Genomic DNA, 16529 nt, shown 5'->3' on the forward strand with positions numbered 1-16529 from the left:
TGTGTTTCAGGTTTTCTCATGCCCCTTGGGGCTCTCTCAACGCATCTTCGGGCCGGATAGCCGGTTTTCCCACTCTTGAGCGTGCAAAAGATACTGATCGTGAGGGTGTCGTCGCTGGGCGACGTCGTTCACAACATGCCGGTGATCGCCGATATCCGACGCCGCCATCCCGAGGCCCAGATCGACTGGCTCGTCGAAGAAAGCTTCGTCGGGCTCGTGCAACTCGTGAGCGGCGTGCACCGGGCGATTCCCGTGTCGCTGCGGCGCTGGCGCAAGCGCATTCTGTCGGTCGACAACTGGCGCGAGATCGGCGCATTTCGCCGCGCGCTCGCCGCCGAACACTACGACCTCGTGATCGACTGCCAGGGGCTCATCAAGACCGCGTGGGTCGCGAGCATGGCGCGCGGCACGCTGGTCGGTCTCGCGAACCGCACCGATGGCGCGGGCTTCGAATGGCCGGTGCGGTTCTTCTACGACAAGCGCGTGCCGATCGAACCGCGCACCCACGTGGTCGAGCGTACGCGCCAACTGGTCGCAGCCGCGCTGAACGACCCGCCGCCGCAGCCCACCGACGACATCGACTTCGGCATCGACACCGGGCGCGCGGCGCTGGCCCTGTCGGAGGCGAATCTGAACTTGCCGGTTCCGTACGTCGTGTTCGTGCACGCCACTTCGCGCGCCGACAAGCAGTGGCCCGACACGGCATGGATCGAGTTGGGGCAGTCTCTCGTGCGGCGCGGCGCGTCGATCGTGCTGCCGTGGGGCAGCGAAGAGGAGCGCGCGACCAGCGAGCGTCTGGCGAAAGAGTTCGGCGCCGCGGCCATCGTGCCGCCCAGGCTCTCGTTGCCCGCGGTGGTCGGCCTGATCGAAGGCGCGGCCGCCACCGTCGGTGTTGACACAGGTCTGGTTCACATCGCCGCGGCGCTGAAGCGACCGACGGTCGAGTTGTACAATTTCGCCACTGCGTGGCGTACTGGCGGCTACTGGTCGCCGAACGTCGTCAATCTCGGCACGGCCGGACAGCCGCCCACGCTGCAACAGGTGAAGTCGGCACTCGCGGGCTTCGGCCTGCTATGACCCGTCCGGGGCGCTCCGCCTTGCGCTCCAACCGTTTTCAAGGGCGACCATGAACGAAACCCAGATCATCGAAGTAGCGAACGCCGACTGGCACGGGCGCAACCTGTCCGTGCCGCGCGAGACGCTGCTTGCCGGCGTCGAACGCGGCAAAGTGCTGTATTTCCCGAATCTGCGCTTCGCGATCGAAGGCGGCGAACAGGCGCTGCTCGATCCCGCGCTCGCCGATCCGAACCGCAAGAACATCAGCCTCGAACCCAATGGCGGCGCGCTGCACGGCGTGGCCGGCGACGCCGTCACGCAATCCGCCGTGCGTGCGTTGATCGCGCGTTATCAGACCAATGCGCGCACGCTGGTCGACGGACTCTTTCCCGAATACAACGGCAGGTTGCGCGTGGCGCCGACCAGCCTGCGGCTGCATCAGGTGGAAACGCGCGAGACGTCATGGCGCAAAGACGATAGCCGTCTGCATGTGGACGCTTTTCCCTCCCGGCCGAACTACGGCGAGCGTATTCTGCGCGTGTTCACCAACGTCAATCCGCACGGCGCGCCGCGAGTGTGGCGCGTCGGCGAACCGTTCGAGGACATGGCCAAACGTTTCCTGCCGCGCATCAAGCCGCAAATGCCGGGCGCCGCATGGCTGCTGAACCTGCTGCACGTGACCAAATCGCCGCGCAGCGAGTACGACCATTTGATGCTGCATCTGCACGACGGCATGAAGGCCGATCTCGACTATCAGAAGTCGAGCCCGCAGGAGACCATGCCGTTTCCGCCCGGCAGCGTCTGGGTGTGTTTCTCGGATCAGACTTCGCACGCGGTGATGTCCGGCCAGTTCATGCTGGAGCAGACTTTCTTTCTGCCAGTCAAGGCGATGGCGCAGCCGGAATGCGCGCCACTCGGAATTCTCGAGCGCCTGAAGGGCAGGGCGCTGGTTTGAGCGCCGCGTCCCATTTGCCGGGTTCGCTCGATGGATTGGCTCGCCTCAGGCAGGCGGAGCGCCGATGCTGAGGGCGATCTATCGCGCGCTCTGGTGGATCATCGCGCCGCTGGCTGTGTTGCGCCTGTTGATCCGCTCGCGCAAGGAGCGCGGCTATCGCGAGCATATCGGTGAGCGCTTTGGTTATTCGCGCGGCCGGTTGCCCGAAGACACTGCGCCGCTAATCTGGGTGCACGCGGTGTCGGTGGGCGAGACGCGCGCCGCGCAACCGCTGATCGACGCGCTGATCAAGGCGCGTCCCGACGCGCGCATTCTGTTGACGCACATGACGCCCAGCGGGCGCGCCACCGGCGAGGAGATTTTCGGCGACCGGGTCTTGCGCAGCTATCTGCCGTACGACATGCCGCACGCCGTGCAGCGGTTTTTGCGGGCATGGCGGCCTTCGCTCGGTCTGGTGATGGAAACCGAAGTGTGGCCCACGCTGATCGACGAGTGCCGTCGCGCGGACGTGCCGCTGGTGTTGACTAATGCGCGGATGTCGGCGCGCTCGTATAAGCGCGCGGCGAAGTTCGGCAGCGCGACCAAGGACGTGTTCGGCGGCTTTGCGCGTGTGCTGGCCCAGAGTCCATCGGATGCCGAGCGGCTGACCGCGCTCGGCGCGCGCAACGTGGCCGTGCTCGGCAATCTGAAATTCGACATGAGCACGCCGCCAGAACTGGCGGCGCGCGGGCATGCGTGGCGCGCGGCGATCGGCGCGCGTCCGGTGTGGGTCGCGGCGAGTACGCGCGAGGGTGAAGAGGAGCTGGTGCTGCAGGCGTTCGCGGCGCTAGGCATTGATAACGCACTGCTGATTCTGGTGCCGCGTCATCCGCAACGTTTCAACGAAGTGGTCGGGCTGGTCGAGAAGGCCGGGCTGCGGATTGCGCGACGGTCGGTGTGGGCGCCGGATGCCAAGGTGGCGTCGGCGGCAACGAGTGGTGCAGTGCCGCCGTTGCCTGCGGGCGTGAACGTGCTGCTGGGCGATTCGATGGGTGAGTTGGGTGCTTACTATGCCGCGTCGGATCTGGCGTTCATCGGCGGTAGTTTGTTGCCGTTGGGTGGGCAGAATCTGATCGAGGCGTGCGCGGTCGGTGTGCCGGTGCTGATCGGACCGCATGTGTTCAATTTCACGCAGGCCACCGCGGATGCGGTGGCGGCGGGCGCCGCGGTGCAGGTTAAGGATCCTGCGGATCTTGGGCGGGCGTTGCGCGAGTTGTTTGGTGATAAGGCCAGAAGGCTGGCCATGGGCGGCGCAGCGTCGGCATTCGCCGCGCGCCATCGTGGCGCGACGGCGCGTACCGTGGATGTGTTGATGGCGTTGTTGCCGGAAGAATGAGGGGAGAGGCGAACCGTGTCGTGCTCGCTCGCCCGCCTCAAACCTTCAACAACCCCTTCTCTTCAATAAACCTCACCACCACCTCCAACCCGTCGAGCGCCTTCAGATTGCACATCACGAAGGGCCGTTCGCCGCGCATCTTCTTCGCGTCCGACGCCATCACCTCGAGGTTCGCGCCGACCATCGGCGCGAGGTCCGTTTTGTTGATCACCAGCAGATCGGACTTCGTAATGCCGGGGCCGCCTTTACGCGGAATCTTTTCGCCGCCGGCCACATCGATCACGTAGATCGTCAAATCCGACAGTTCCGGACTGAACGTCGCGGCGAGGTTGTCGCCGCCCGATTCGATGAACACGATATCCGCATCGGGAAAACGCGTCAGCATGCGGTCGACCGCTTCCAGATTGATCGAGGCATCCTCGCGAATCGCCGTGTGCGGACAGCCGCCCGTCTCGACGCCCATGATCCGTTCGGCCGGCAACGCGCCCGCCACGGTCAGCAGACGCTGATCTTCTTTCGTATAGATGTCGTTGGTGATGGCGACGAGGTCATACTGTTCGCGCATCGCCTTGCAGAGCATTTCGAGGAGCGTGGTCTTGCCCGAGCCGACCGGGCCGCCGACGCCCACGCGCAGCGGCGGCAGTTTTTTCGTGCGGACGGACGAGTGGGCGGGCTGATGAAGTGCGTTCATGATGGATCGTTTTATGAGCGAAAGAGCCGCGAATACTGCGACTCGTGACGCGCCGAAAGAATGCCGAGTTGCGGCGCGAAAGTGTTGATGTTCTCGGGCGACGTGGTCATGGCGCGCGTGACGGCGGCATCGATCGGCTCGCGCAGCGCGACGATGATGCGTTGACCGGCGAGCTGTCCCAACGGCACGGCCTTCAACGCGGCGGCGGCCTGGTTTTCCACCCAGCTGAAGGCGTAGGCGGCGAGCGCGGCATCGACGGCGGCGTCGTGCGCGTAGGCGGCGAAGGCGAACGCGGTGGGTTGAGCGAGCGGCGTTAGCGAGGCAAGCGTCGTGCGCCGCTCGGCGTCGCCCCATTCGAGCGATACGCACAACTGCCGCAACGACCAGCCCATCTGCTCCGTTTCCCGGCGCAGTTCCGCGGATTCGCGGCTCGCCAGGAATTCGCTGTTGGCCTGCGCGAGGGCCGAAGCGTCATGCGTGCGCCAGCGTTCCATCTGATGCGCGAGGAACGGCAGTTCGCCGTGCGCGAGCACGTCGGTCAAGCCGCTGGCGATCCAGTCGCCGGCGGAGTCGGCGTCGGTGATCAGTTGCGCTTCGATGGCGGCTTCCAGACCCTGCGAATAGCTGAATGCGCCGATCGGCAGCGCCGGCGACGCAAGATGCAGCAGCGCCGTCAGTTCAGCGATGCGCATGATGGGGGTGATGCCCATGGCCGCACGATTCGTCGTGGACGTGATCACCGTGATCGTGATCGTGGTCGTGGTCGTGGTCGTGCGCATGCTCACGGCCGTGGTCATGATCGTGCGAATGCGAATGACCGTGCGCCGCGTGGCTATGCTCATGGTCGTGACCATGCTCATGTCCATGATGCTCGCCGAACACCTGTTGCGCCAGCGCATAGTCTTCGGCGAAGGTTTCGTCATGACCATGCTTATGGCCGCCACCGTACGCGCCGGACTCCGGCTGGAACGGCATCGAAACCTGATCGACGCTCGCGCCGATGCGCTTGAGCATGTCGGCCAGCACCGGATCGTATTCGAGCTTCAGGTAATCGGCGCCGACCTCCACTGGCGTGTGGCGGTTGCCGAGGTGATAAGCGGCGCGAGTCAAAGTCAACGCGTCTTTCGCGCGCACGTAGAGCACCGTTTCCGGTGCGGCGACGACGCGTACGAGGCCGCCGTCGTCGGCGACCAGTACGTCGCCGTCGCGCAGCACGGTGCCGCGCGGCAACAGCAGCGCGACTTCTTCGCCGTTATCCAGCGTGGCGGCGAGCCGGCTCTTGCGGCGATCGTCGAACGCCAGCGTCAGCGTCGGCGCGCGCTTGACCAGCACGGGCGCGAGCTTCAGATGCGGCGCGATGAGTTTGTCGATGGTGCGCATGGGCTAGAACAGGAAGTAGCGTTGCGCCATCGGCAGCACGGTGGCCGGTTCGCAGGTCAGCAACTGACCGTCGGCAATCACCTGATAGGTTTCCGGATCGACACTGATCGCCGGACGCCACGCATTGTGGATCATGTCTGCCTTCGAAATGTTGCGGCAGTTCCTGACCGCAACGATACGCTTGTTCAGGCCGTAGCGTTCGCCGACGCCCGCATCGGCGGCCATCTGCGAGACGAAAGTCAGCGACGTGCGTCCCAGGGCGCCGCCGCGTGTGGCGAACATCTCGCGATAGTGCACCGGCTGCGGCGTTGGAATCGACGCGTTGGGGTCGCCCATTTGCGCCATGGCGATCATCCCGCCCTTGAGGATCAGCGACGGCTTGATGCCGAAAAATGCAGGCTCCCAGAACACCAGGTCGGCCCACTTTCCCGGCTCGATCGAGCCGACTTCATGCGCGATGCCGTGCGTGATCGCCGGGTTGATCGTGTACTTGGCGACGTAGCGCTTCGCACGGAAGTTGTCGTGGCGCGCGTTGTCTTCAGGCAGCGCGCCGCGTTGCACCTTCATTTTGTGCGCCGTCTGCCACGTGCGGATGATCACTTCGCCCACACGTCCCATGGCCTGCGAGTCCGACGACAGCATCGACAGCGCGCCGAGGTCGTGCAGGATGTCTTCGGCGGCAATGGTCTCGCGGCGAATGCGCGATTCGGCGAACGCGATGTCTTCCGCAATCGACGGGTCCAGGTGGTGGCACACCATCAGCATGTCGAGATGCTCTTCGAGCGTGTTGACGGTGTACGGGCGCGTCGGATTGGTCGAAGAGGGTAGCACGTTCGCTTCGCCGCATACCTTGATGATGTCCGGTGCGTGGCCACCGCCCGCGCCTTCCGTGTGATACGTGTGAATCGTGCGGCCCTTGAACGCGGCCACGGTCGCTTCGACGAAACCCGCTTCGTTCAGCGTATCCGTGTGAATCGCGACCTGCGTGTCGGTATCGTCGGCGACTGAGAGGCAGTTGTCGATCGCGGCCGGCGTCGTGCCCCAGTCCTCGTGCAGCTTCAAACCGATCGCACCCGCGGCGATCTGCTCCAGTGCCGGCTGCGGCAGACTCACATTGCCCTTGCCGAGAAAGCCGAGATTCATCGGATAACCGTCCGCCGCTTGCAGCATGCGTTCGAGATGCCACGGACCCGGCGTGCAAGTGGTCGCGTTGGTGCCCGTGGCCGGACCGGTGCCGCCACCGAGCATCGTGGTCACGCCGCTCGCGAGCGCCTCTTCGATCTGCTGCGGGCTGATGAAGTGAATATGCGTGTCGATGCCGCCGGCCGTCACGATCAGGCCTTCGCCCGCGATCACTTCGGTGGAGGCGCCGATCGCAATCGTCACGTTCGGCTGGATGTCGGGATTGCCCGCTTTGCCGATTGCGGCGATGCGACCGTCCTTGATGCCGATGTCAGCTTTGACGATGCCCCAGTGATCGAGAATCACCGCGTTCGTGACGACGGTATCGACCACCTCGGCATGCACGCGCTGCGACTGGCCCATGCCGTCGCGAATCACTTTGCCGCCGCCGAATTTCACTTCTTCGCCGTAGGTGGTGAAGTCGCGCTCGACTTCGATCAGCAATTCGGTGTCGGCGAGGCGCACGCGGTCGCCGGCGGTGGGGCCGAACATTTCCGCGTATGCGCGGCGGCCAATGCGTAAGGTCATGGTGTGGGTCCGGAAATGAACAGGGTGATCTGGGCGCGTGCAAAGAGGCCGAGCGGCCTCACAGCTTGCCCATCACCTTGCCGTTGAAGCCGTAGACGACGCGATCGCCCGCCAGTTCGACCAGCTCGACGGTGCGTTCCTGGCCGGGCTCGAAGCGCACGGCGGTGCCCGCCGCGATGTTCAGCCGGAAGCCGCGCGCGACGTCCCGATCGAACGAGAGCGCCTCGTTCACTTCGTAGAAGTGATAATGCGAGCCGATCTGCACCGGACGGTCGCCGGTATTCGACACGACCACCGTGACGGTGGCGCGGCCCGCGTTCAGTTCGTGTTCGCCGTCGTCGATGAGGAGTTCGCCGGGAATCATCTAGCCTGCCTTATGTGATTGCAGTGATCAGGGGATCGGGTGATGAACGGTGACGAGTTTGGTGCCGTCGGGGAACGTGGCTTCGACCTGAATGTCGGGAATCATCTCCGCCACGCCTTCCATGACGTCGTTGCGGGTGAGCAGCGTGGTGCCGTAGTGCATCACTTCGGCGACGGTCTTGCCGTCGCGGGCCGCTTCCATCAGCGCGGCGGTGATGAAGGCGATCGCTTCCGGATAGTTCAGTTTGAGGCCGCGCGCGCGGCGCCGTTCGGCAAGCAGCGCGGCGGTGAAGATCAGCAGCTTGTCCTTCTCGCGAGGTGTCAGCTTCATCGAATGAGTGCGTAGGGTTGTGACGTTCGTTGCGACGATCCGGAGCGGGACCGGCCGCGACAATGATAGGCGCTGCGTGTCATGGCCGGGATCGCGTGCGCCGCACGGGATGCGTCCATGACGAGTGCAATGCCGGATAAGCCGGTCACGGTATCAAGTTCGGCTAACGGCGCGCTTACAGATCGGCCGGCAGCGGCGCGCTGAACCACTTCTTCGACATCGTGTTGAGCGTGCCGTCCTGCTTCGCCTGCGCGATGGCGGCGTTCACTTTCTGCTGCAGGCGTGGTTCGTTCTTGTTCATACCGACGAAGCACGGCGAATTCTTGATGACGAACTTTGGCTCCGGGCGGCGCGGCGGATTCTTCGCGAGGATCGCGGCCGCGACGATGTTGCCCGCGGCGATCAACTGCACCTGGCCCGACAGAAACGCGGCGATGGTCGCGTTGTTGTCCTCGAAGCGCTTGATGGTCGCGTTCGGCGCCATTTGCGTAAGACCGATTTCCTCGAGCGCGCCGCGGGTCGCGCCGACCGTCTTGCCGGTCAGATCGGTGGGGCCGCTGACCTTGATGTCAGCGGGACCGAACACGCCCTGGTAGTACGGCGCATAGGCGGTCGAGAAGTCGATCACCTTCTCGCGATCCGGCGTCTTGCCGAGCGACGAGATCACCAGGTCGACCTTGCCCGTTTGCAGATACGGAATGCGGTTGGCGCTATTGACCGGCACGAGTTCGAGCTTCACGTTCATCGACTTCGCGAGCAGGGCGGCGGTGTCGATGTCGTAGCCCTGCGGCTTCATGTCCGCGCCGACCGAACCGAACGGCGGATAGTCTTCCGGCACGGCGACTTTGAGCACACCGGCTTTGGCGATGTTATCGAGCGTGTCCGCGAGAGCGGCGGGCGCGGTGACGGCGAGGACGGGCGAGAGCAACAGTGCGGCGAGCCAGGCGCGACGCGCGGGGCGAAGAGTCGATCGGGTCATGTTCTGTGAGCGGTGGTGGCGACGAGCGGTCGGCTGCCGTCGGGACGCGGCAGTATCGTGGGAAGGAGCAGAGCAAGGTGCATGCCAAAGCGGTCGGGCTTGGGCTGGCAAGGCGTGCGCAATCGCGATGCACAGACTTGATGCATTGCAATGCGCCGGATTGGTGCGTTGCTGGTTTTGCGCGGGTGACTGACTCCGGCGCGAGACACACGAAACGCACCGGGTCCTTCTCCTCGTTGAGCTGCGCCGGACGACTGGATGAATGACGTGAATGCGTTGCGTGCGACCTGCGCGTTTCGAATGGCCTTCGGCTTGGCTTTGCGAATATGCATGACTGGCCGGGCGTATTCCTGGGTGTGCCGACGGCTCGCGTAGATATCAACGAGGAATGCGACCGCCATCCGCCGCAGCGGGAACCGGCGTCGCCGAGGGCAAGCCCGGCGGCGGCCCGCTGTCAGGCAGGCTGAACATGGACATTGAGTTCGGGCAACGGAACGCGGTGAGCACATCGCTGGTCAGCGGGTTGGCGACGCTCCCCGCACCGGTGATATCGAGCACCGCCTTGCGTCCGTCGAAATCGAATTCGACGCGCGTGCGCCCGGGCGTAGCCGTTTGGACGATCTGCCCCTTGCGCAACAGTCGCATGAGCGCCCAGGGGCCGTCCGCCGCGATCGTCGAAGTTTCGGGGCGAATGCGCGGACTCGCGGTCATTTCGGCGTGCACCCCGCCGCGCGGCCCGGGCCAGCTCACCGCAAATGGTGCGACGGGCCCGTGCTGATACAACATGCTTTGACCATCTATGTCGATCGCCAGTGTCGTCACGGTCGGATCGAGTTCGGGCACGCGGATTTCGGTTTTCCAAAGAAGTTGCTTGCCCTGGTCGCCGAAGAACACGTCGCGGATTTGCCTCGCATGCCGGAATGGTTCGAGGTCGGGGCCCTGTACGGGCTCCGTGGCGCCCGGTAGCGTTCTGTAGCGCCACGGCTTCGCCGAGGTATCGACGAACGGTGCGAGGTTCTTCGTGAAGAAGTCGTCGATCACGCCGCCCTGTGCGAATACGCGTGTGAAGTCGTCGACACTCACGTCGCGCGGACTGTCTGGCGCAAAAGGATAGTTGCCCTCCACGGTCATTCGGCAGGTATCGCTGACCACGGCCTGCATCTGCCGCGAAAGCAGTTGGCCGATGCCCAGATTGACTTCGCGCGAGCCCTGTACCGAGAGGCCGAGCAACACCTCGCGAAATGGCGCCGGCATGGTGTTGGCTGCCATTTTCAGTTTCGCCGCGGCATCGCTGGCGGGCGGCATGCTGTTATTTGCGATCGCGTTATCCGCCACCGTCAGTGTGGTGTAGTAATCGTTGAGCAGGCTCGTTACGCCGTCGAGACCTGTCTTGCCGGCCTGGGCGGTTGCCGGCGCATCGGCGGCCGAAGTGTCGGCGCTGCCTGTGACCATCTCGCGCAGCGCGGCGAAATGGCCGTCCACCAGTTCGCGCTCGACGCGTTCCTCCGCGCGGATGCCCAGCGCCTTATCCGCTTTCTGACTGAACTGGTCGGACGTTTTCTGCAGCAGAGAACCATTGGCGGCCGCGATCGACTGGGTGAGCGTCGTTTCATGCACGGATGCGCGAGCAAGGCGCGCCAGCGGCGAATCGGGTGCTGCGAACTGGCGCAGCACCTGCAGATTGAAGGCGAGGCTCGTACCGGCGACCGTGCGGATATCGCCGAGGAAAGCGTCCCACTGCTGCGCGTATTCGGTCAGATAGAGCCGGCGAATGGCTTCCGTCAGCGGATCGTCGGCGCTCATTACCGTGCTCACGATTTCAGCCGTTTTTTTTTGAGCCTCGCCGAGATACGAACGTCCCATGACCCAGGCGTCATCGTCGCGTGCTGCCTGGACGAACTCCGGCAGCCGCTTGTCGAACAGGTTCCGGTAGCCGTCGAATGTGAAGAGGCCCGGCACGCCGCGCGAGAGCGGCGCGCCGCTGGCACGCGTGAACACCGTGCCGGCCTGCGGTCCGACCGCGCGAAGCAGCGCGAACTCGTCGGGCGCCTCCTTCTGCACGTCCGCCTTCGCGCGCTCGTAGAGCCGCTGCGTGGCATTGCTGCCGTCGAGAAATGCGCGGGCTTGCTGGATCATGCCGTCGTTGCGGATCAGCGGCGACTGAACGATACGCTCACCGGAAAATAACTGCTCGACGTGTTCGATCATCGAAGCCCGTCCGCCGAAGATCGACGCGCTGTCATTTTTTGCCCAGTCGTCGAGTACCCAGGCCCTGATGTCGGTCGAGTTGAACCTGGCCTTGTCATACAGCATCAAGTAGACGCGCAACGCGTCGTAGGTTGCTTTGGCATCCTTGTTCGCCATCGACTGAGCAACGACGTCTTCCAGACGATGAACAATGGACGGCAGCAGCAGATTGTCCTCGAGCGCACGATACGTGTCGCGGCTCGCCTCGACGACACCCGGCGCGCTGTAGAGGCCATAGCGAAAGCGGCTGTCAGGGTCCGACAGATCCAGTCCTGTCCAGGTCGGCAGGTAGCGCGCCTCGCTCAACGTGTCCGGCACGGCTTCCGGTTTGGGCTCGCGGTAAAGCTGCGTGACCTTGGCCGCGAGTGCCTGGGTCTTGCGCGCGATCGCATCCAGATAGTCGGTGTTGTTGCCGAAGCTCACACGCATGCCCATTGCGAGCCAGACGAACAATACGAGGCCGAGCGTATGCCCGAGCAGCCGTAACAGGCGGAAACGGTACTCCCAGCGCAGATTGGGACGCACCAGATGCGCTTCGGGAAAGACGACCTTCGTGAACAGATCGTGCAAAAAGTAGCTATGGTTCGCGGCGGGCCGCGCCGCGTCCGCCGAGAACAGGCGACTGCGCCCCGCCATCAGACGCTGCACGACCGTGAGCGGTTCAGCAGTGACTGTTTGCCCTGCCTGCAACGCACTCGTGAAATAGACGCCTCGCAGCATCGTGTGATTTTGCGTATCGTCATAACGCGAATCGATGAACAGTTGCCCCAGCAGATCGGCAAGCGGAGCGCTGAGCGCGGCGAAGGCTTCCGGCAGCGCCGCGAGCCGCCGGCGGCGCTCGATGTCGTACTCGTCTTCCAGCCGTGTGTTCACGCCGCCGGCGAGACGCGTGACAAGCTGCCTGAGTTCTCCGTTGCAGGCAACGGCGAGGTTGCTCCGGGCCGATTGGCCACTGACCGGGAGCGTGAATCCCCACATTTGCGCGCGATGTTCCTCGGTCAGCGATCCGAAATAATCGGCGAACCCGGACAAGCGGTCCATTTGCGTAATCATCAGGTACACCGGAAAGCGGATACCCAGCCGGGTGCGCAAATCGGCCAGCCGTTCGCGCAGCAGGTCGGCTTCGGTCGCGCGCACCGTGGGGTCGGAGGCCGTCAGTATGTCGAGGCTTATTGCGAGCACGGCGCCGTTGATCGGCGCGCGCGGGCGGTGACGGCGAAGCAGGTCGAGAAAGCCATGCCATTCGTCTTCGTCGACACGCCGACGCCAGTCGGCATCGCCCACCGCGGCGTCTGCTCCCTGGGTTGCGGCCATGTCGCGGCCAGCGTTGTTGTCTTTGCTCTGCGCGCGTTTGTCCGCGAGCGCGGGCAATGACTGGGTCGATGCGCCATGTCGCGTGTAGTAGCCGGCGGTATCGATCAGAACGGCATCGTTCGACATCCACCAGTCGATGTTCTTCGTGCCGACGGATGCGCCGGCCGTTCGCGGCGTCGCTCCGCCAATCGGAAACGCCAGCCCGGCGTTCAGCAATGCACTCGTCTTGCCGGAGGAGGTCGAGCCGAGCGCGATGAACCAGGGCAGCTCGTACAGATAACGCGTGCCCTGGAAGAGCCGTCCCACGCCTCTCGCGCCCGTGCGCATGGACTTCAGCCGCGCGAGCGCGGCGTTGATGCGAGCTTCGACCTCTTTGAGTCTGCCAGCGGCCGGCGGCTCCTCCTTCTTGCCGCCGAACGTCAGCGCCTTTTTTAGGAACGCTTCGTCGCTGCGCATTTTCTGCCAGAGCCAGTACAGACCGAACGCGGCAAAAAACGCCAGCACGACGGCAATCGCGATCACGCGCGCCGCGATAGATGTCAGCGGCGCGGCACGCCCGAAGCTCAACAGCGGCCCTGCGTACCAGACCAGCAGGCACAGCAGCGCTCCGAACACCACGCCGGTCGACCAGCCCTTGAGCCAAAGCAGTGCGCTCACGAGCAGCAGCGCGATCACGAGGACGCGCATGCCGACGCTAACAAGAGGCTTGAGGCCGCCGAACGCGACGAACGGCCCCAAAAACCAGATCACCAGTCCGAGGACCAACAGCGCGAGGAACGCGAGGAACCAGCGCGATACCAGAAACGACAACTTCTTCATCCTTGAGTCTCGATGGGCATGTTATTGATCACGGCGTGACCGTGATTTCTACGCGGCGGTTCTGCGCACGGCCTTGTGCCGTTGCGTTGTCGCCAATGGGATTCGCCTCGCCGCCGCCGATCGCCTCAAGGCGCGCCGCAGCCACACCCGATGCTTGCAACATCTGCATGACCTGGGTTGCGCGTTCTTCGGAGAGCGCATCGTTCGATGCGAACTGGCGGCTTCTGATCGGCAGGTTGTCGGTGTGGCCGGTGACGGAGACCTTACCGGGCACCTTGCCGATTTCGCTCGCGATCTTCGCGATCAGCGGCCCCATCGACGCGTTGACGTTGGCGCCGCCTGGCGCGAACATCGAGTCACCGCGGAATGTCACCGAACTGTGGCGTGTGTCTTCATCGACGCTGACTGTGCCGGCCGCGATCTCGTCCTTCAACAGTTCCTTGAGATGCGGCAGCCGTGGGGCCGGCGGCGGTGTCAGATGGCCGATATCGATAATCTGCTTTTCGACATCCGCGCTGTGGTTGAGCAGATGGTATTTGAACCAGCCGAATAGTCCGAGCAGGACCAACCCGAGTACGGCAAACGTAATCCAGACCGGAAAGTCGTAGACGGACAGGCGCCGTCCACGGGCGTCGGATTGCACTCGCGGCGACAGCGCGATCGGCACGCCCCCCCGCTGCGTCTGGATCTCGTTGTAGAGCCGTTGGCGCACGGCATCATGCTTGCGGGCGCCGTCGGCTTCATGGCGATAGCGGCCCATGAAGCCGAGGCTCAGAATCCGATAGACGACTTCGAGCAGGTCGAGATGCTCGCGCGGCTCGCTCATCAGCCGTCCGATCAGCAGATAGACCTTGTCGCCGCCTTGACGGTCCTCGTGGAATTCGGTGGCTAAGCCTTTGCGAAGCCATTCGACGCCGGTTTCGCGTTGACCCCAAACGGTCTTTCCGGCGGCCTCGTCGAGCGCCGTGGCCAGACAGTAACGCGCGCCGATCATGTGATCACGCCTGATATTCGCTTGCTCGCACAGTCGCTGGAAGATGCGCACTTCCTGTTTGAGCAGCAGGTGAAGCTGATCGATGGCCGTCAGATCCAGATTGTTGGGCATGTCGGCAAGCGCGCGCAGCAACGGGCGCGCCGCCTCCAACAGCGGATTGATCGCGTCCTTCACGGCCTGCAGGCGGGTGGCCTGCGGTTCACCGGCGGGGATGCTGGCGAGCAACGTGGCCGGCAGTTCGGGCCTCGCGCCGGACGCGGAGTCGCCAGCTTTTTTCTCCATGCCGGCGGACGTAGCGCGGCCGTCGGGCGCGAACGCTGTACCGAAAGAAGGCAGTCCTCGGTCTGGATTCACTGTGTTTCCCTGATGCGATGATGAACGGGCGCTTCTACGGAAGCGCTCCTCTTTTCCGGTGAGTCACGGCTTATCAGCGCACGCCCCACAGTTCCAGCCTGAGTGCGGGGAAATCACCCGCCACATGCAGCGCAATGCCGCCATGCTGCGCAACGGTCTCCCACAGCGAGCCCGTACGCGCGAGTTCGTAGTACACATAGCCAGCGTTGAATGGAATCTGCCGCGGCGGCACGGGCAGTGCCTGAAGCGCAATGCCCGGCAGGTGCGAGCGCACCAGATCCGGCAGACGTTCGGACGGTCCCATCTTGGCCTGCATGGCGAATTGCTGGACCAGCGTGTCCGGCGGCATCTGGGCCGACACGGCGAGGACCAGCGAACTGAAACTGCGAATCTCCGCCGGATCGACCACCGCGTTGCGCATGCCGTATCCCGCGTCGGTAAACGGAATGCTTTGCGCACTGCGTACGAGGACCGCGTTGAGCAGCCAGTGTGTGTCGTCGACCACGGGCTTCAGGCACAGATGCGGCTCGATGTGCTGATACGGCGGATGGCTCTCGAGTGGCCGGCGCGTCTGCGGACGCACGTAGGTCGAGAGTTCTCCAGCCATGCTGAGCAGGAGCGCGTAGAGATCGACGGGGGAGGTGGTTGGAACCCGGCGCAGGTGTTGCAACAGCGGTTCGTAGCGGTTGAGCGTTTGCAGCAGCAGATAATCCGAGACCTCCGCAACCGTGCCGGCCTGGCCGTCGCTCCCGGTCAGCCGTTTGGCGAGCGCATCCGCACGCAGGCGCGTGAGGGCGTGGACCTTCGCCAGCCAGCTCGTGAGCAGCGCGTTGGCGCCATAGCCCGACACCGGCGGGACTAGCGTATCGTCGAGTTCGATGCTACCGTCAGCGCGAAGCGTCTTGACTCGCGTCAGCGGTAGACCGATCCACGCGTCGGTCATCTCTTTCTGCGGCACCAGTCGCAGCCGCAGGTTGGATAGTTGAACGGCTTTCGGACCCTGTCCGATCGAGTTCGTATCGCGCAAGTCCGTGTCGAACACGGCATAGCGGGCGAGCGAATGGGAGGACTCGTCGAAGCTGGTTTCTTCCGCGTTGGGCACGCGAATCGACACGGCAAGATGGATGACCTGGTCCAGATGCTCCGGGCGTACCGTCAGCGGTGCGGGCGGCGGCGTGTTGCCTGGCGAATCGAAGGGCGTGCCGTCGGCGAATACGCCGTTGGCGGACTTCAGGATTACTTTGCCGAGCGCGAGCGCTTCATTGTCGATTGCGTAGTGAGAGAAGCCGAAGAAAAAGGGCGAAAGTGGCGCCGCGCGCTTGTGAGCGAAATGTTCGAGGTAGCGTTCCTGCTGCTGGAAAAGCTGAGGGCGCAGGAACAGACCTTCACTCCAGGTGACCTTGTTATACCAACTCATGCGTGTGGTCCATTACTTGTTTTGTTTTTGTGCGTCGGTGATCCGGATCGCACTGGTATCGAGATTGATCGTCAGCTTCAGTTTCGGCGCGATCCGGTACCACGCGGCCGGTGGTGATGACGGCAGTGTCCAGGTGGCGCGCCACACGGAGTTCGGCAGATCGCGGTAGGCCGCGACGACACCTAGTGCGGTCGTGGCCTGATCGGCGTTGCGCTGGATAGTCCTGTTTTCTCCCGGGCGAAGCTGAAACTGCTCGCGCGCGACGAGGTCGTCGGCGAGCACGGTCTTGTCCTTGTCCTGCAGCGAGAAAAAGTCGGCGGCAGTGAACGCGTCGGCGTTTTTCAATTCGTAAATGCGCACCACGATCGGCGCGGCGCGTTTCTGATCATCGGGATTGACGCTCGATGAGGCGGTTATCGACAGCTCGAGCTTCACGGGTTCATGAACGGCTTTGGGATCGTTGCTCGCGCATGCGGTGAGTCCGAGCGCGCAGATAAGTGCGACGACGTGAGTGGACGGGCGCATCGGCAGTGAACAGGGGAAG

Annotated in this window: 14 protein-coding genes; 3 read left to right on the forward strand and 11 right to left on the reverse strand. The window is 64.1% G+C overall.

Annotated features, from left to right (window positions below; translation table 11 throughout):
• The first annotated feature begins 75 nt into the window (after positions 1-75).
• From waaC to waaA, 3 genes are all read left to right on the forward strand, one after another.
• Positions 76-1077 (forward strand): lipopolysaccharide heptosyltransferase I, encoded by a 1002-nt coding sequence (waaC, locus tag B0G73_RS36280; RefSeq protein WP_106285875.1) that lies wholly within the window; start codon positions 76-78, stop codon positions 1075-1077.
• A gap of 49 nt (positions 1078-1126) precedes the next feature.
• On the forward strand, positions 1127-2011 hold the full coding sequence (locus B0G73_RS36285) for a Kdo hydroxylase family protein (RefSeq protein WP_106285876.1): 885 nt from the start codon (positions 1127-1129) through the stop codon (positions 2009-2011).
• A gap of 64 nt (positions 2012-2075) precedes the next feature.
• Positions 2076-3386 (forward strand): lipid IV(A) 3-deoxy-D-manno-octulosonic acid transferase, encoded by a 1311-nt coding sequence (gene waaA, locus B0G73_RS36290; protein WP_106285877.1) that lies wholly within the window; start codon positions 2076-2078, stop codon positions 3384-3386.
• A 37-nt stretch (positions 3387-3423) separates the two neighbouring features.
• On the opposite strand, the gene ureG is transcribed toward waaA, so the two are convergent.
• The 11 genes from ureG to tssJ form a co-directional block, all read right to left on the reverse strand.
• Positions 3424-4077: an urease accessory protein UreG gene (gene ureG, locus B0G73_RS36295; protein ID WP_106285878.1), complete on the reverse strand. Its 654-nt coding sequence runs from the start codon at positions 4075-4077 to the stop codon at positions 3424-3426.
• An 11-nt stretch (positions 4078-4088) separates the two neighbouring features.
• On the reverse strand, positions 4089-4769 hold the full coding sequence (locus B0G73_RS36300; protein WP_106285905.1) for an urease accessory protein UreF: 681 nt from the start codon (positions 4767-4769) through the stop codon (positions 4089-4091).
• Positions 4756-5457: an urease accessory protein UreE gene (gene ureE, locus B0G73_RS36305; RefSeq protein ID WP_106285879.1), complete on the reverse strand. Its 702-nt coding sequence runs from the start codon at positions 5455-5457 to the stop codon at positions 4756-4758. The genes B0G73_RS36300 and ureE overlap by 14 nt, the downstream gene beginning before the upstream one ends.
• A gap of 3 nt (positions 5458-5460) precedes the next feature.
• On the reverse strand, positions 5461-7167 hold the full coding sequence (gene ureC, locus B0G73_RS36310; RefSeq protein ID WP_106285880.1) for an urease subunit alpha: 1707 nt from the start codon (positions 7165-7167) through the stop codon (positions 5461-5463).
• A 58-nt stretch (positions 7168-7225) separates the two neighbouring features.
• Positions 7226-7531, reverse strand: a complete 306-nt coding sequence (locus tag B0G73_RS36315) for an urease subunit beta (RefSeq protein WP_106285881.1) — start codon at positions 7529-7531, stop codon at positions 7226-7228.
• 27 nt (positions 7532-7558) lie between these two features.
• Positions 7559-7861, reverse strand: coding sequence for an urease subunit gamma (gene ureA, locus B0G73_RS36320; RefSeq protein ID WP_106285882.1), 303 nt, complete (start codon positions 7859-7861; stop codon positions 7559-7561).
• Positions 7862-8036: 175 nt separating this feature from the next.
• A complete protein-coding gene (locus tag B0G73_RS36325; protein WP_106285883.1) occupies positions 8037-8840 on the reverse strand; it encodes a transporter substrate-binding domain-containing protein in 804 nt (267 codons plus the stop codon).
• Between the two features lie 378 nt (positions 8841-9218).
• The gene (gene tssM, locus B0G73_RS36330; protein WP_106285884.1) at positions 9219-13220 is read right to left on the reverse strand and encodes a type VI secretion system membrane subunit TssM; all 4002 of its coding nucleotides are present in this window, start codon (positions 13218-13220) and stop codon (positions 9219-9221) included.
• 28 nt (positions 13221-13248) lie between these two features.
• Positions 13249-14496 (reverse strand): type VI secretion system protein TssL, long form, encoded by a 1248-nt coding sequence (gene tssL / locus B0G73_RS36335; protein ID WP_106285885.1) that lies wholly within the window; start codon positions 14494-14496, stop codon positions 13249-13251.
• Between the two features lie 145 nt (positions 14497-14641).
• On the reverse strand, positions 14642-15985 hold the full coding sequence (gene tssK / locus B0G73_RS36340; RefSeq protein ID WP_106285886.1) for a type VI secretion system baseplate subunit TssK: 1344 nt from the start codon (positions 15983-15985) through the stop codon (positions 14642-14644).
• A gap of 12 nt (positions 15986-15997) precedes the next feature.
• The gene (gene tssJ / locus B0G73_RS36345) at positions 15998-16510 is read right to left on the reverse strand and encodes a type VI secretion system lipoprotein TssJ (protein WP_106285887.1); all 513 of its coding nucleotides are present in this window, start codon (positions 16508-16510) and stop codon (positions 15998-16000) included.
• Positions 16511-16529 lie beyond the last annotated feature (19 nt).

Origin of the sequence: Paraburkholderia sp. BL25I1N1 (genome assembly GCF_003002025.1) — a bacterium.
GTDB lineage: Bacteria > Pseudomonadota > Gammaproteobacteria > Burkholderiales > Burkholderiaceae > Paraburkholderia.

Coding starts and splice junctions, on each gene's coding strand:
- B0G73_RS36285 (WP_106285876.1), top strand. CDS start 1,127: ATGAACGAAACCCAGATCATCGAAGTAGCGAACGCCGACTGGCACGGG.
- waaA (WP_106285877.1), top strand. CDS start 2,076: ATGCTGAGGGCGATCTATCGCGCGCTCTGGTGGATCATCGCGCCGCTG.
- ureG (WP_106285878.1), bottom strand. CDS start 4,077: ATGAACGCACTTCATCAGCCCGCCCACTCGTCCGTCCGCACGAAAAAA.
- B0G73_RS36300 (WP_106285905.1), bottom strand. CDS start 4,769: ATGCGCATCGCTGAACTGACGGCGCTGCTGCATCTTGCGTCGCCGGCG.
- ureE (WP_106285879.1), bottom strand. CDS start 5,457: ATGCGCACCATCGACAAACTCATCGCGCCGCATCTGAAGCTCGCGCCC.
- ureC (WP_106285880.1), bottom strand. CDS start 7,167: ATGACCTTACGCATTGGCCGCCGCGCATACGCGGAAATGTTCGGCCCC.
- B0G73_RS36315 (WP_106285881.1), bottom strand. CDS start 7,531: ATGATTCCCGGCGAACTCCTCATCGACGACGGCGAACACGAACTGAAC.
- ureA (WP_106285882.1), bottom strand. CDS start 7,861: ATGAAGCTGACACCTCGCGAGAAGGACAAGCTGCTGATCTTCACCGCC.
- B0G73_RS36325 (WP_106285883.1), bottom strand. CDS start 8,840: ATGACCCGATCGACTCTTCGCCCCGCGCGTCGCGCCTGGCTCGCCGCA.
- tssM (WP_106285884.1), bottom strand. CDS start 13,220: ATGAAGAAGTTGTCGTTTCTGGTATCGCGCTGGTTCCTCGCGTTCCTC.
- tssL (WP_106285885.1), bottom strand. CDS start 14,496: ATGGAGAAAAAAGCTGGCGACTCCGCGTCCGGCGCGAGGCCCGAACTG.
- tssK (WP_106285886.1), bottom strand. CDS start 15,985: ATGAGTTGGTATAACAAGGTCACCTGGAGTGAAGGTCTGTTCCTGCGC.
- tssJ (WP_106285887.1), bottom strand. CDS start 16,510: ATGCGCCCGTCCACTCACGTCGTCGCACTTATCTGCGCGCTCGGACTC.